The organism is Ancylobacter sp. WKF20, from assembly GCF_029760895.1.
Lineage (GTDB): Bacteria > Pseudomonadota > Alphaproteobacteria > Rhizobiales > Xanthobacteraceae > Ancylobacter.
Window position 1 is genome coordinate 2162189 of sequence record NZ_CP121679.1, and the last position, 14186, is coordinate 2176374.

The 14186-nt window shown below is 69.0% G+C and carries 11 protein-coding genes; 4 read left to right on the forward strand and 7 right to left on the reverse strand.

What is annotated here, in order from left to right; all coding sequences use genetic code 11:
• Nucleotides 1-16 precede the first annotated feature (16 nt).
• The 4 genes from kdpB to AncyloWKF20_RS10120 all read left to right on the forward strand — a co-directional run bounded on the left by kdpB (nt 17) and on the right by AncyloWKF20_RS10120 (nt 6194).
• Nucleotides 17-2083 carry a potassium-transporting ATPase subunit KdpB gene (gene kdpB / locus AncyloWKF20_RS10105; RefSeq protein WP_279317712.1) on the forward strand — a complete coding sequence of 689 codons (2067 nt, stop codon included), beginning with the start codon at nt 17-19 and terminating at the stop codon, nt 2081-2083.
• A gap of 122 nt (nt 2084-2205) precedes the next feature.
• The gene (gene kdpC, locus AncyloWKF20_RS10110) at nt 2206-2787 is read left to right on the forward strand and encodes a potassium-transporting ATPase subunit KdpC (protein ID WP_279317713.1); all 582 of its coding nucleotides are present in this window, start codon (nt 2206-2208) and stop codon (nt 2785-2787) included.
• A 9-nt stretch (nt 2788-2796) separates the two neighbouring features.
• On the forward strand, nt 2797-5514 hold the full coding sequence (locus tag AncyloWKF20_RS10115; protein ID WP_279317714.1) for a sensor histidine kinase KdpD: 2718 nt from the start codon (nt 2797-2799) through the stop codon (nt 5512-5514).
• Entirely contained in the window at nt 5511-6194 is a 684-nt protein-coding gene (locus tag AncyloWKF20_RS10120) for a response regulator (RefSeq protein ID WP_279317715.1), read from the forward strand. The genes AncyloWKF20_RS10115 and AncyloWKF20_RS10120 overlap by 4 nt, the downstream gene beginning before the upstream one ends.
• 6 nt (nt 6195-6200) lie before the next feature.
• Here AncyloWKF20_RS10120 and AncyloWKF20_RS10125 read toward each other — a convergent pair whose 3' ends face one another.
• The 7 genes from AncyloWKF20_RS10125 to AncyloWKF20_RS10155 all read right to left on the reverse strand — a co-directional run bounded on the left by AncyloWKF20_RS10125 (nt 6201) and on the right by AncyloWKF20_RS10155 (nt 14125).
• Nucleotides 6201-6923 (reverse strand): HAD family hydrolase, encoded by a 723-nt coding sequence (locus AncyloWKF20_RS10125; protein WP_279317716.1) that lies wholly within the window; start codon nt 6921-6923, stop codon nt 6201-6203.
• Nucleotides 6920-8605 (reverse strand): ABC transporter permease subunit, encoded by a 1686-nt coding sequence (locus tag AncyloWKF20_RS10130; RefSeq protein WP_279317717.1) that lies wholly within the window; start codon nt 8603-8605, stop codon nt 6920-6922. Before AncyloWKF20_RS10130 ends, AncyloWKF20_RS10125 begins: the two co-directional genes overlap by 4 nt.
• Nucleotides 8602-9642, reverse strand: a complete 1041-nt coding sequence (locus tag AncyloWKF20_RS10135) for an ATP-binding cassette domain-containing protein (protein WP_279317718.1) — start codon at nt 9640-9642, stop codon at nt 8602-8604. The genes AncyloWKF20_RS10130 and AncyloWKF20_RS10135 overlap by 4 nt, the downstream gene beginning before the upstream one ends.
• A gap of 24 nt (nt 9643-9666) precedes the next feature.
• On the reverse strand, nt 9667-10680 hold the full coding sequence (locus AncyloWKF20_RS10140; RefSeq protein ID WP_279317719.1) for an ABC transporter substrate-binding protein: 1014 nt from the start codon (nt 10678-10680) through the stop codon (nt 9667-9669).
• Between the two features lie 143 nt (nt 10681-10823).
• Nucleotides 10824-11639, reverse strand: a complete 816-nt coding sequence (locus AncyloWKF20_RS10145; RefSeq protein ID WP_279317720.1) for a DeoR/GlpR family DNA-binding transcription regulator — start codon at nt 11637-11639, stop codon at nt 10824-10826.
• A gap of 149 nt (nt 11640-11788) precedes the next feature.
• Nucleotides 11789-12670 (reverse strand): sugar ABC transporter permease, encoded by an 882-nt coding sequence (locus tag AncyloWKF20_RS10150; protein ID WP_279317721.1) that lies wholly within the window; start codon nt 12668-12670, stop codon nt 11789-11791.
• A gap of 180 nt (nt 12671-12850) precedes the next feature.
• A complete protein-coding gene (locus AncyloWKF20_RS10155) occupies nt 12851-14125 on the reverse strand; it encodes an extracellular solute-binding protein (protein WP_279317722.1) in 1275 nt (424 codons plus the stop codon).
• Between the last annotated feature and the right edge of the window lie 61 nt (nt 14126-14186).

A 14186-nucleotide genomic window follows, 5' to 3' on the forward strand; every position in this document is an offset into this window, starting at 1 on the left:
CGACCGGAGACCTCTCATGTCCACGCATAATCCCGCGAAGACCGGCTCCGCCTTCGCCTCGCCCGAGTTGATCGGGCGGGCGCTGCGCGACGCGGTGTTCAAGCTCAACCCCGTCCTGCTCATGCGCAACCCGGTGATCTTCGTCACCGAGGTGGTGGCGGCGCTCGTCACCGTGCTGTTCCTGCGCGACCTACTCGTCGGCAATCCTCTGGCCTTCACCGGCCAGATCATGGCCTGGCTGTGGTTCACCGTGCTGTTCGCCAATTTCGCCGAGGCCATCGCGGAAGGGCGCGGCCGCGCCCAGGCGGACTCCCTGCGCAAGGCCCGCACCGACACGGTGGCCAAGCGCCTGCGCAGCGCCACCGACCGCGCCACTATCGAGCGCGTCTCCGCCCTCGATCTCACGCTCGGCGACCATGTGCTGGTCGAGGCCGGCGACCTCATTCCCGGCGACGGCGAGATCGTCGAGGGCATCGCCTCGGTGAACGAGGCCGCCATCACCGGCGAGAGCGCGCCCGTCATCCGCGAAAGCGGCGGCGACCGTTCGGCGGTCACCGGCGGCACCACCGTCATCTCCGACTGGATCGTCGTGCGCATCACCGCCGCGCCCGGCTCCTCCTTCCTCGACCGCATGATCGCGCTGGTGGAAGGCGCCGAGCGGCAGAAGACGCCGAACGAGCTGGCGCTCTCCATCCTGCTCGTCGGCATGACGCTGATCTTCCTCATCGCCGTCGTCTCGCTCGCCGGCCTGGGCCGCTATTCGGCCGCCGACGTGCCGGTCCCGGTGCTGGTGGCGCTACTGGTCACGCTGATCCCCACGACCATTGGCGGCCTGCTCTCGGCCATCGGCATCGCCGGCATGGACCGGCTGATCCGCCACAACGTGCTCGCCATGTCCGGCCGCGCGGTGGAGGCGGCGGGCGATGTCGACACGCTGCTGCTCGACAAGACCGGCACCATCACCTTCGGCAACCGCATGGCGGCGGAGATCATCCCGGTGCCCGGCATCAGCGAGCACGAGGCGGCGCTCATCGCCGTGCAGGCGAGCCTTGCCGACGAGACCGCCGAGGGCCGCTCGATCCTCGAACTGGCGCGCGACAAATACGGCATCACCCCGGAAACGGCGGCGATGGCGGGGGCGAGCTTCGTGCCCTTCACCGCCGCCACCCGCCTCTCCGGCGTCGATGTCGCCGGGCGGCGCATCCGCAAGGGCGCGGTCGATGCGGTGAAGCGCTTCGTCCATTCGGTCGACGCCAACGCCTCCACCGGCATCGCCGCCTTTGACGCGGCGGTGGACAAGATCGCCCGCTCCGGCGGCACGCCGCTGGGCCTTGCCGAGAATGGCCGCCTGCTCGGCGTCATTCATCTCAAGGATGTGGTGAAGCCCGACATCAAGGAGCGTTTCGCGGAGCTGCGCCGCATGGGCATCCGCACGGTGATGGTCACCGGCGACAACCCGGTCACCGCCGCCGCCATCGCCTCGGAAGCGGGCGTCGATGATTTCATCGCCGAGGCCACGCCGCAGGACAAGCTCGCCTATATCCGCACCGAGCAGCGCCATGGCCGCCTCGTCGCCATGTGCGGCGACGGCACCAATGACGCGCCGGCGCTGGCCCAGGCCGATGTCGGCGTCGCCATGCAGTCCGGCACGCAGGCGGCGCGCGAGGCCGGCAACATGGTCGATCTCGACAGCGACCCGACCAAGCTCATCGAGATCGTCGGCATCGGCAAGCAGCTGCTGATGACGCGCGGCGCGCTCACCACCTTCTCCATCGCCAATGACGTGGCGAAGTACTTCGCCATCATCCCGGCGCTGTTCATCGCCGCGATCCCGGAACTCGGCCTGCTCAATGTGATGGGGCTGCACTCGCCGCAGAGCGCCATTCTCTCAGCGGTGATCTTCAACGCGCTCATCATCATCGCGCTGATCCCGCTCGCTTTGCGCGGCGTGCCCTACCGCGCCCAGCCCGCCGCCACCGTGCTCGCCCGCAACCTCGCCATCTATGGCGGCGGCGGCGTCATCCTGCCCTTCATCGGCATCAAGCTCATCGACCTCGCCGTCGCCGCGCTTGGCCTTGCCTGACCCGTCTTCGTCATCCCGGCCGAAGCGAAGCGCAGAGCCGGGATCGTTCTCCGATTTCCAGCGATCCCGGATCGGCCTTCGGCCGTCCGGGATGACGCCGATGAATGACAAGGAACTTCATCATGCTCACCCATCTTCGCCCGGCGCTGACGCTGCTCATCGCCTTCACCCTCCTCACCGGCATCGCCTACCCGCTCGCCATGACCGAGGCCGCGCAGGCGCTGTTCCCCAGCGAGTCGCGGGGCTCGCTCATCACCCGCGACGGCACGGTGGTCGGCTCGTCACTGATCGGCCAGACCTTCGCCGGCGCGACCTATTTCCACCCGCGCCCCTCGGCGGCGGGCACTGGCTATGACGCCTCCGCCTCTTCCGGCACCAATCTCGGGCCGACCAGCGCCAAGCTCGCCGAGCGGCTGAAGACGGATGCCGACACGCTGCGCGCGGCCGGTATCACCGGCCCGATCCCGGCCGATGCCGTCACCACCTCGGGCAGCGGGCTCGATCCGCACATCTCCCCGGCCTATGCGATGGCGCAGGTGGCGCGCGTCGCCGAGGCCCGCAAGGTCGAGCCGGCGCTTGTCCGCGATCTGGTGAACGCGCACATAGAGGGACCGCAGTTCGGAGTGTTCGGTGATCCGCGCGTCAACGTTCTCGCCCTCAACCTGGCGCTCGATGCTCGCGCCCCGGCGCCGCGCCCGCAATAGGCCAGCCCCATGAGCGCGGACGAGCCCTCCCGCGCCGACCCCGAAGCCCTGCTGGCCGCCGCCGAACGCGAGGCGCGCGGCCAGCTGCGCATCTTCCTCGGCGCCGCGCCGGGGGTCGGCAAGACCTATGCGATGCTGAACGCCGCCCGCGCCGCCCGCGCGGGCGGCCGCGACGTTGTGGCGGGCATCGTCGAGACCCATGGGCGGGCGGAGACGCAGGCGCTGGTCGAGGGGCTGGAGATCATCCCGCGCAAGGGCATCGCCTATCGCGGCCGGCTGGTCCCGGAATTCGATCTCGACGCCGCGCTTGCCCGCCGCCCCTCGCTGCTGCTGGTCGACGAATACGCCCATTCCAATGTCGAGGGCTCGCGCCACCCCAAGCGCTGGCAGGATGTGCAGGATCTGCTCGCCGCCGGCATCGACGTGTGGACCACGCTCAACATCCAGCATGTCGAGAGCCTGAACGACGTCGTCCAGCGCATCACCGGCGTCAGGGTGCGCGAGACCGTGCCGGACCGTGCGCTGGAGAAGGCGGACGAGATCATCCTCGTCGATCTGCCCTCGGACGAGCTCATCAAGCGCCTCGCCGACGGCAAGGTCTATGTCGAGGATACCGCGACCCGCGCGGTGCAGAGCTTCTTCAAGCCGAGCAACCTCACCGCCTTGCGCGAGCTGGCGCTGCGCCGCGTCGCTGCCCGCGTCGACAGCGATCTGGTCGAGCGCATGCAGGGTTCGGCCATTGCCGGGCCGTGGGCGGCGGGCGAGCGGCTGCTGGTCTGCGTCGGGCCGGACAGCTCGGCCGAGCGGGTGGTACGCGAGGCCAAACGTCTCGCCGATCTGCTCGACGCGCGCTGGTTCGCCGTCACGGTGGAGCGGCCCGGCCATGTGCTGCCGACCCATGAGCGCGCGCGGCTCGACGCCGGCATGCGGCTCGCCGAGACGCTGGGGGCGGAGACGCGGGCGCTGGTCGCCAACGACATTCCCGGCGAGGTGCTGCGTGTCGCCCGCTTCGAGAACGTCACCCAGATCATCGTCGGCAAGGCGCGCCGGCGCTGGCTGCCGCCGCTGCGCCGCTCGCTGGCCGATGCGCTGGTGCGCGCGAGCGACGGCATCGCCGTGCATGTGGTCACCGCCGAGAGCCGCGATGCCGCCCCCGGCTGGCTGAAGCGCCTGCCCCCGGTCGGCCCGGTTCTCGGCTATGTCACCGCCACGCTCGGCGTCGCCGCCGCCACCGTGCTCGGCCTGTTGCTGACGCGCGTCGTGCCGCTGCCGAACGTGTCGATGCTCTATCTGCTCGCCGTGCTGCTGCCGGCGCTGCTGCATGGCGTCTGGCCGGCGATCCTTGCCTCCGGCCTCTCCTTCCTCGCCTATAATTTCTTCTTCATCGACCCGGTGGACACCTTCACCGTGGCGCGCCCGCATGAGCTGCTGGCGCTGCTGATCTTCCTCATCGTCGCCATCATCATCTCCGCCATCGCCGGCCGCGCGCGCGAGCAGGCGCGCCTTGCCGCGCGGCGGATGCGGGCGACGCGGCGGCTCTACGATTTCACCCGCAAGCTCTCCGCCCTACCGGACGAGGCGAAGGTGGCGGAGGCCGCGACGGTGGAACTGCACGCCACGCTCGGGCGCGCCAGCGTCATTCTGGTCGGGCGCGACACCGGCCTCGCCATCGCCGCCGCCTGGCCGCCGGAAGACCGGCTCGACACGGCCTCCATGACCGCCGCCAGCTGGGCTTATGAGCGCGGCGAACCCGCCGGCGCCGGCACCGGCACGCTGCCCACCGCGCCCTGGCTGTTCCGCCCGCTCGGCGGCACGGATGGCAGCCCGGCCGGCAGCTCCCGCATCGGCGTCATCGGCATCGAGCAGGACAGCGCCGCCCCGCCGCTCGATACCGAAAGCGAGGGTCTGCTCGGCACGCTGGCCGAACAGACCGCCGCCGCGCTGCTGCGCACGCGCCTGTCGGCGGAAGTCACGCGGGTGCGCACGGCGGCGGAGACCGAGCGGGTGCGCAACATCCTGCTCGCCTCGATCAGCCATGATTTCCGCACGCCGCTCGCCTCCATTCTCGGCGCCGCCACCAGCCTGATCGACTACGGCCCGGACATTCCCGCTGAGGCCCGGCAGGATCTGCTGGCGCAGATGCGCGACGAAGCGGAAAATCTCGACCTCATGGTGCGCAACCTGCTCTCCATGACGCGGCTGGAAGCCGGCGCGCTCGACATGCGCCGGGACTGGGTGGATGTGGTGGAGCTGATGAACCGGGCAGTAGCGGCGGTGAAGAAGCGCGGGGCGACGCAGCGTTTCGTCGTCACCGCCGCGCCCGACCTGCCGCTCATCCAGGCTGACCCGAACCTGATGGACCAAGCGCTCGGCAATGTCGTCGCCAATGCGGTGCGCTATGCCGGGCCGACCGCCCGCGTCGGCCTCTCCGCGACCGTCATCGAGGGCCAGATGGTCATCGCCGTCACCGATGACGGGCCGGGCATCCCCGCCGACACGCTGCCGCATGTGTTCGAGAAATTCGTCCGCGCCCCGCGCGGGGCCGGCGATGGCGGCGACGGCTCGGGGCTCGGCCTTGCCATCACGCGCGGCGTCGTCGAGGCGCATGGCGGTTCGGTCTCCGCCCGCAGCCCGGCGCCCGGCCAGCGCAATGGCACGCGCATCGCGCTGCGCCTGCCGCTGCCGGCACGGGCGGCGGAGGAGGCCGGAGCGGAGGAGCCGTCATGAGCGCGGGTACGGTTCTGGTGGTCGATGACGAACCGGCGATCCATCGCTTCATGGCGCCGGCGCTCGCCGCGAACGGCTATGAGGCGTTGCGGGCGGATGACGGGATGCAGGCCCTCGCCCAGGTCGCCAATCGCCGGCCCGACGCGGTGATCCTCGATCTCGGCCTGCCGGACATGGACGGCAAGGAAGTGATCCGGCGCCTGCGCGAATGGTCGGCGGTGCCCATCCTCGTGCTCTCCGCCCGCGACCGCGAGGCCGAGAAGATCGAGGCGCTGGACCTCGGCGCCGACGACTTCATCAACAAGCCCTTCAGCATGGGCGAGCTGATGGCCCGGCTGCGCGCGGCGCTGCGCCACCGGATGCAGGAGAAGGGCGAGACGCCGGTGCTGCGGCTCGGCGCGGTCGAGATCGACATTCCCCGCCACCGCGTCACCCGCGAGGGCGCGGAGGTGAAGCTGACGCCGAAGGAATTCGACCTCCTCGCCTTCCTCGCCCGCCATGGCGGCAAGGTCGCCACCCACCGCCACATCTTGCGCGCGGTCTGGGGGCCGGCGCATGAGCACGACACCCAATATCTGCGCGTTTATGTCGGCCAGCTCCGCGCCAAGATCGAGGACGACCCGACCAATCCCGCGCTGATCGTCACCGAGCCCGGCGTCGGTTACCGCATGGGCGGGTGACGGGTTTCACACCACGGGCGCGGGCAGGAAGTCGCTCTCCAGCGCGGCGATGCTCGGCAGGCACAGATCGGCGGCGCTCGAGAGGCTCGCTTGGCTCCCCGTGCCGGTGAGCACGCCGATGCGCCAGCCGGCCCCGGCGGCGCGGGCCATTTCCATGTCGTGCAGATTGTCGCCGACCACCGCGATCTCGGCCGGGGCGATGCCGGTCAGGGCCGAGAAGCCCAGCACCATGCCGGGCCCCGGCTTGCTGCCGAAGCCGCTGTCATAGCCGATCACCACCCGCACATGGCCCTCGACGCGGAAGGCGCGCAGCGTGGCGCGGATGGCGGCCTCGCTGTCGCTGCTGGCGATGCCGAGCACCAGCCCGCGCGCGGTCAGCCTGCCGAACAGCGCGGCAAGGTCGGTCACCGGCACGGCAAGGGCGGCCGATTGGGTGAACAGATCGTCGAGCTGGCGGGTCAGCGCGCCCACCTCATGCGGGCTGCCGGCCGCCACCCAGGCCTGCGCGATCTCGCGGGTATTACCGGCCGCGAGGAGGCTGTCGGGCCGCGTGCGCCCACTCGACCGGTCGACGCCGCCAATATCGAGCAGCCGCGCGGCGAGATCGGGATCACCCGCCCCGGCGAGCGCGGCGGCGGCGCGGTTGATGCCGCCCCAGGTCTTCTCATAGTCGAGCAGCGTCCCGTCCTTGTCGAACAGGATGGCCCGCAGGGTACGCGCCTCGCTCATCGGATCAGCGTCACGTTGCGCACGCCCGCCAGTACTAGCACCAGCCGCACCAGCAGCAGGCAGGCCACCACCACCGCCATGATGCAGACCGAGAAGGCCGCCGCCTGATTCACCGCGCCGCGATCGGTGAGCTGGAGCACGGAGACCGCCGCCACCTGCGTCGAGGGTGTGATGAGGAAGATCACCGCCGAGAGCGAGACCATGGCGCGCATGAAATAGAACACGCCGATGCCGAGCAGCGTCGGCCATATCAGCGGCAGCGTCACCTTCCACAGCGTGCGCAGCACCCCCGCGCCGAGCATCGTCGAGGCCTCGTCGAAGCTGCCGCCGATCTGCCCGAGGCTGGTGGAGCTGATGAGGAAGGCCTGGCTGTGGTTGTAATAGACGTTGAGGATGATGATCAGCGCGAAGCCGCCATAGAGCAGGTTCAGCGGGTTCATCGGGTTGTTGAAGGTCAGCACATAGCCGAGGCCGAGCACCATGCCCGGCACCGCCGAGGGCAGCACCGCCAGCAGCGACAGCGCGCCGGTGAAGGAGTTGCGGAACTTGTTGACCACGATGGCCGCCGCGCCCGCCAGCAGCACGCCGAGCAGGGCCGTCGCCAGCGCCACGGCGATGCTGTTCCACAAGGGCGCGATGCCGTTCTGCACGTCGAACTGGTAGTGCTTCAGCGTGAACTGCATGTTGTAGGGCCAGAGCCGCACGAAGCTGGCGAAGATCACCACGCCGACCACGGACAGCATCAGCGCGGCCACGGTGTAGAGATAGACGCCGAAGCCGAGGTCGCGCCGCCAGCTCGGGCGGATCACCAGCGGCACGGATTGCGCGGTCAGCAGCGCGTGCTGGCGGCGGGTCAGGCGCTTTTCCAGCACCTTGGCGATCACCGCCGGCACCAGCAGCACCACGCCGATCACCGCGCCCAGCCCGAACTGCGCCTGTCCGATCACCTGGTTGTAGATCTCGGTGGCGAGCACGTTGAAATCGCCGCCGATCACCATCGGATTGCCGAAGTCGGTCATCACCAGCGTGAACACGACGAAGCCGGCCGCCGCGAGGCCGAAGCGGGTCGCCGGCAGCGTCACCGTGCGGAAGATGCGCAGCGGCCCCGCGCCCATCACGGTGGCGCTCTCATAGAGCCGGCCATCGGCGATGGCGAGGGCGGCGGAGAGGATGAGGAAGGCATAGGGGAAGGCGTAGAGCAGGTTGGCGATCGCCGTGCCCCAGAAGCCGTAGATCTCGATTCCCGCATCGAAGAAGCGGTTCAGCGCGCCATTGCGGCCGAGCAGCAATATGAGCCCCTGCGCCTGCACCAGCGACGGCGCGAAGAGCGGCATCAGCGCGATGATGCGCAGCACGCTCTTGCCGGGCACCTGGGTGCGCTGGATGCCATAGGCGTAGAGATAGGCCAGGGAAACCGCGAGCACGGTGGCGAGCGCCGACATGGCGACGCTGTTGCGCACCAGCTCCCAGAACCGCGCGGTCGAGAGCGTCGCGGCGAAATTGCCGAGGCCGAAGCCATCCGCCGTGTCGAAGCTGCGCAGCAGGATCGACAGCAGCGGCAGCAGGAAGAACAGAGCGAGCGGAAGGGCAACCGCCGCCGTGAGCAGGCGCGAGACCCGCGCATCGGTGAACCAGCGGCCGCGCGCGCCCGGCACCGGGTAGACCTCGGAGCTTACCGTCATGCCAGCACCCGCAGCGCATCGGCGGGCAGATGCAGCGTCACCGCCTCGCCGGCCGCCGGCACGCGCGAGCGGCCATGCAGCTCGGCGATCACCGGCGCACCGCCGGCGGGGGTTTCGACGGAGACCCGCGTGAGATTGCCGAGGAAGGCGACATCGAGGATGCGGCCGGGCACGATGTTCTCGCCGCGCGCCTCCGGCCCGCCGATCACCACCTGCTCGGGCCGAAGGCCGACGCTGCGCGCGGCGCCTGTTACAGAGTTGGCGACGACGAGCGGCACCTCGGCAAAGACCGGGCGGCCTTCGCTCCCCGGCGTCACGTCGAGAATGTTCATGCCGCCGATGAAGCTGGCGACGAAGGGCGTCGCCGGGTTGTCGTAGAGCTCGCGCGGTGCGCCGGCCTGCTCGATCACGCCGCGGCTCATCACCACGACGAGGTCGCCCATGGCGAGCGCCTCCTCCTGGTCATGCGTCACCATGATAGTGGTGATGCCGAGCCGCCGCTGCACGGCGCGGATCTCCACCCGCAGCTCCTCGCGCACCTTGGCGTCGAGCGCCGAGAGCGGCTCGTCGAGCAGCAGGAGGCCCGGATCGGGCGCCATGGCGCGGGCGAGCGCCACGCGCTGCTGCTGGCCACCGGAAAGCTGGGAGGGCAGCTTCGGCGCGTGCTCGGCCAGATGCACCAGCTTGAGCATGGCATCGACGCGCGGGCCGATCTCGGCCTTCGGCCACCGCCGGCACTCGAGGCCATAGGCCACGTTGCGCGCCGCGCTCATATTGGGGAACAGCGAGTAGGACTGGAAGACGATGCCGAAATTCCGGTCCTTGGCGGGCGTGTGGATGAGATCCGTCCCGTTGAGGCGGATCTCGCCGCTATCGGCGCTCTCCAGCCCGGCAATGACCCGCAGAAGCGTGGTCTTGCCGCAGCCGGAGGGGCCGAGGAAGCAGACGAAGGTGCCGTTCGGCACGTCGAGGGAGACACGGTCGAGGGCCGTGACCCCCGCGAACCGTTTCGACACCTCCCGGATCGCGAGACTCATGGCCGTATCTCCCCCGCCCCGCGATCAGCGCTCGAACTTCTTCTGCCAGGTCTCGATGATGCGCGCCCGCTCGCTGGCGGCAGCCGCGAAATCAACCGGGAACAGCACCTTGGAGACATCCGCCGGCAGGCCGGCCTTGATGAAGCGCTCCGGCATGGTGCCGCCGGGCACGGTCACGATGGCCTTCCACTTGTAGTAGGAATCGGCAGCGTTCTTGCTCACCGTCCAGTCGAGGAAGCGCTTGGCGGCGTCCTTGTGCTTGGAGGCGGCGACCAGCGCATTGGCCTCCAGCTCGTTGCCGGCGCCTTCCGAGGCGATCACCATGGCGATCGGGTAGCCTTCCTCGATGTTCTTGATGGCGCGCAGCTCGAAGGAAGCGCCCACCGCATATTCGCCGGCCGAAGCGGCGTTGCAGGGCTTGGAGCCGGACTTGATGTACTGCGCGACGTTCTTGTCGAGCTTTTCGAGGAAGGCCCAGCCCTTCTCCTCGCCCATCATCTGCAGCAGCGAGTCGACCTGGATATAACCGGTGCCGGAGCTGGCCGGGTTGGGCATCACCACCTCGCCCTTGAACTTCGGGTCGGTCAGGTCGGCCCAGGAGGTCGGCATGGGCAGGCCCTTGGCGGCGAGGCGGTCCTTGTTGACGCAGAAGGCGGCCATGTAGCCGGTGACGGCGAACCACTTGCCGTCCTTGTCGCGGAACCGCTCGGCGATCGCCTCGACGCCCTTGGGCTTGTAGGGCTCCAGCGTCGCGCTGATGCGCGGATCAACCATGGAGGTGACGGCGAAGCCCCAGAGCACGTCATGCTGCGGGTTGCCGGATTCGGCGATGATGCGCGCGGCGAGGTCGCCGGTGGACATGCGCAGCATCTTCACGTCGAGGTCCGGCAGCGACTTCTTGGCCTCGGCAAGGAAGGCCGCGGCCTCGTCCTCCTCATAGGCGGTGTACACCGTGATCGTCTCGGCGGAGGCGATGCCCCCCAGCATGGTGAGAGCGGCTGCCGTCAGCAGCGCACGCCCGGCCTTCATCGTCAGCATGTTCCCACTCCGGTTTTTATTGGCTCTTGGCGCCGGAAAGTCTCATTTCGATCAAACGTCGATCAAAATGTAATATTTCCAACATTCCGAACGCTAGAATCGAATCAGCAGGGTGTAAAGTCCAACTTCGATGCGGCGAACGCTCAGGATATGTGCAGTTCCACGCCCGCCTGCGCCATGAGCGCGGTGAGCGCGCCGCCGGGTTGGGCATCGGTCACGAAGGCCGACACATCGGCCACATTGCCCAGCTCCACCAGCGCCGTGCGGTCGAACTTGCTGCTGTCGGCGGTGAGGATGATCGAGCGCGCCAGCTTCATCGCCGCCCGCACCACGGCCACCTCGTTATGGTCGTCATCGGAGAGCCGCCCGTCCGATTCCACGCCGGAGACCGCGATGATCGCCACGTCGAAGCGGAAGCGGCGGATGAAGTCCACCGCGCCCTCGCCGAACACGCTGCCATCGACATTGCGCACGAAGCCGCCGGGCACGGCGATGGTGAAATCGGTGCGGTCGGCCAACAGCGTCGCCGCGCGCAGGCTGTAGGTGACGACCTTGAGGTTGGAGCGCGCCACCAGCGCCTCCGCCACCGTCTCGCAGGTCGTGCCGGTGTCGAGGAACAGCGAGGCGCCATCGGGAATCAGCTCGGCGACGCGGGCGGCGATGCGGCGCTTGGCCTCGACGCGGTCGACCCGGCGCTGGCGGTACGTGACGGCGTCGATAGCAGCCATCGAGATGGCGGCGCCGCCATGATAGCGGCGCACCTTGCCGGCGGCCGAGAGCTCGGCGATGTCGCGCCGCACGGTCTGGGTGGTGATGCCGAAGCGCTCGGCGAGCTGCTCCACCGAGGCGTAGCCGACCTGTTCCAGCAGCAGCAGCACCGCGTTCTGCCGCCGGCTCTTCTTGTCGCCAGCCACCGGCTCGGGGGCGCCGGGCCGGGGGGCGGGTGGGGAGATGTTCATCGCTGGACCGGGCGCGCGGGAAAGGACACGCCCTTATGGCGCCGAAGCGCCCCCGCTTTCAAGCCGGGCGCGCCTCAGCGCCGCCGCAGGCACGGTTACAAACGCGGCGGCTCAGCGCCGCCGCACGGTCAAGCATCTCACGCGGCGGCTCAGCGCCGCCGCTCCAGCGCCGCGAAGAACAGCACGGTGAGGCTCAGCACGATCAGCAGCAGCGCGAAGGCGGCCGCCGCGCCCTCATTGAGGTGCAGGCCGAGAAAGGCGCGGCGATAGGCGAAGAAGCTCAGCACCTCCGTCGCATTGCCCGGCCCGCCCTTGGTGAGGATGTAGGGCAGGTCATAGGTGCGGAACTCGTTGATGAGCTGGATGATGACGGCAATCGCCGCCACCGGCCGCAGCATGGGCAGGGTGATGAACCAGAACTGCTGGAACGGGCTCGCCCCGTCCACCTCCGCCGCCTCATAGGGATCGCGCGGCAGAGCGGCGAGGCCGGCGGCGAGGATCAGCACCACGAAGGAGGTCTGCTGCCACACATCGATCGCCGCCATCGTCCACAGCGCAAGGCCGGGATCGCCGAGCCAGTCGACGCGCGGCAGGCCCATCGTCTCCAGCATCTGGTTGACGATGCCGAGATTGGGCTGGAGCAGCATGCGCCAGATCAGCGCCACGCTCACCGGCGACATCGCCATGGGAATGGTCAGCACGGCGAAATAGACCGGCTTCATCGTCACCGTGCGGTTCAGCATCAGGGCGATGCCGAGACCGATGGCGAATTCGGCGGCGACGGTGACGACCGAGTATTTGATGGTGAGCCAGACCGCGCTCCAGAAGATCGGCTCGCTCATCACCACGATGAAGTTCTTCAGCCCCACATAGGGCGTCAGCATCGGCTTGAGCAGGGTGAGCGAGGAGACCGAGATCAGCGCCGCATAGACCAGCGGGAAGCCCATCACCACGGCGAGCGTCAGCAGCCCCGGCGCGGCGAAGGCCCAGCCGGTGCGCCAGTCCCGATCCGCGAAAGCCGGTCGTGCCATAGGTGAGAGTCCCTGGATCTTGCGTGAAAATTCGGAAAAGAACGGTGCGCCGGACCGAGGGGGAGGCCGGCGCACCGTGGCCTGAAGGGGTCGGCCGAGATGCCTCGCGGATGCGAGGAAGAGGACGCGGGGACCGGAAGGCTGCACGACAGCCCCCGCGCGATGTTCAGGTGAACAGGCTCACTTGCTCATGAGCTGGGTCAGGCCATCGGCCGCCGCCTTGAGGGCGTCCTCGGGCTTGGCCTGCCCGCCGGCGGCGAGCGAGAGCTGGGTGCCCAGCACGTCCTCGTACTGCGCCGAATAGGCGAAGATCGGGAAGGACTTGCCGGTGGCGACGATGTCGAGGCCGGTCTTGTAGAACGGGTACTTCTTCAGCACCGCCGCATCCTCGAACACGTCCGAACGCACCGGCGCATGGCCCTGCAGGGCGCGGGCGATGGAGGTCTTCTTGCCCTGCACCCACTCGATGAACTTCCAGGCCGCGGCCTTGGACTCATCCGAGGTGTTCTTCGGGATGCCCCAGCCCCAGCCGCCGCTCTCGCCATGGCCGCCCGGCATCACGCTGAGCGCCAGCTTGCCGGCCACCGCCGGGCACTTCTCGGCATTGTCGAGCTGCGGCAGCATCCACCAATAGGTGACCATGCTGAACGCCTTGCCCGCGCACATCAGCCGCATCGTGTCGTCAAGCGTGGCCGAGAGGGCGCCCTGCTGCGCGCCGTTCTGGATGTTGTCGGCATAGAGCTTGAGCGCGGTCAGGCCCGCCTCGCTGTTCAGCGCCACCTTGCGATTGCCATCGAGATAGGCACCGCCCGAGGAGAACAGGTAGTTGGAGAACTCCATCGCGTTCGGGTCGCCGCGCTGGCCCTGCATCGCCGCGCCGACCACGTCGCCGCCCTGCGCCTTGAAGAACTTCGACAGCGCCACATAGTCGGCGAGCGTCGCCGGCAGCGCCAGTTCCTTGCCGGTCTTGGCCTTGTAGTCCGCCTTGACCTTGGCATCGTTGATGAGGTCGGTGCGGTAGATCAGGCCCATGGAGTAATTGTACATGGGCAGGATCGGCAGCGCGTCCGGGGTGCGGCCGAGCAAATCGAGCATCGAGGGGATGAACGGCTTCAGGTCGAAGCCGGACTTCTGCACATAGGGGTTGAGGTCTTCCAGCCAGCCGGCGGCGGGGAACTCGCCGGCCCAGAGGAAGTCGACCTCCAGCACGTTGTAATAGCTTTCCGGAGCGACGAGCTGCGCGACCAGCTTGTCGTGCATATCGCCATAGCCGATCTTCTCGAACTCGACCTTGATGCCGGTTTCCTTGGTGAATTCCGGCAGCAGGCTTTCGATGATCTGCGTCTCCGGCACGTCCTCCATCAGGGCGCGCAGGGTGATCGGGTCGGCGAAGGCGGGACTGGCGGCGGCCAGCATGCTGGCGCCGAGCAGCGCCCGGACGATACGGCGTCTCATCTGCATGTCGTCTCTCCTGTTCCGTCTGGAGCGGGTTCGCCCGCTGGCTTGGCGCGTGCCG

Bases quoted from the DNA above. Each gene is read 5' to 3' on its own strand.
- kdpB (WP_279317712.1), top strand. From the start codon at position 17: ATGTCCACGCATAATCCCGCGAAGACCGGCTCCGCCTTCGCCTCGCCC.
- kdpC (WP_279317713.1), top strand. From the start codon at position 2,206: ATGCTCACCCATCTTCGCCCGGCGCTGACGCTGCTCATCGCCTTCACC.
- AncyloWKF20_RS10115 (WP_279317714.1), top strand. From the start codon at position 2,797: ATGAGCGCGGACGAGCCCTCCCGCGCCGACCCCGAAGCCCTGCTGGCC.
- AncyloWKF20_RS10120 (WP_279317715.1), top strand. From the start codon at position 5,511: ATGAGCGCGGGTACGGTTCTGGTGGTCGATGACGAACCGGCGATCCAT.
- AncyloWKF20_RS10125 (WP_279317716.1), bottom strand. From the start codon at position 6,923: ATGAGCGAGGCGCGTACCCTGCGGGCCATCCTGTTCGACAAGGACGGG.
- AncyloWKF20_RS10130 (WP_279317717.1), bottom strand. From the start codon at position 8,605: ATGACGGTAAGCTCCGAGGTCTACCCGGTGCCGGGCGCGCGCGGCCGC.
- AncyloWKF20_RS10135 (WP_279317718.1), bottom strand. From the start codon at position 9,642: ATGAGTCTCGCGATCCGGGAGGTGTCGAAACGGTTCGCGGGGGTCACG.
- AncyloWKF20_RS10140 (WP_279317719.1), bottom strand. From the start codon at position 10,680: ATGCTGACGATGAAGGCCGGGCGTGCGCTGCTGACGGCAGCCGCTCTC.
- AncyloWKF20_RS10145 (WP_279317720.1), bottom strand. From the start codon at position 11,639: ATGAACATCTCCCCACCCGCCCCCCGGCCCGGCGCCCCCGAGCCGGTG.
- AncyloWKF20_RS10150 (WP_279317721.1), bottom strand. From the start codon at position 12,670: ATGGCACGACCGGCTTTCGCGGATCGGGACTGGCGCACCGGCTGGGCC.
- AncyloWKF20_RS10155 (WP_279317722.1), bottom strand. From the start codon at position 14,125: ATGAGACGCCGTATCGTCCGGGCGCTGCTCGGCGCCAGCATGCTGGCC.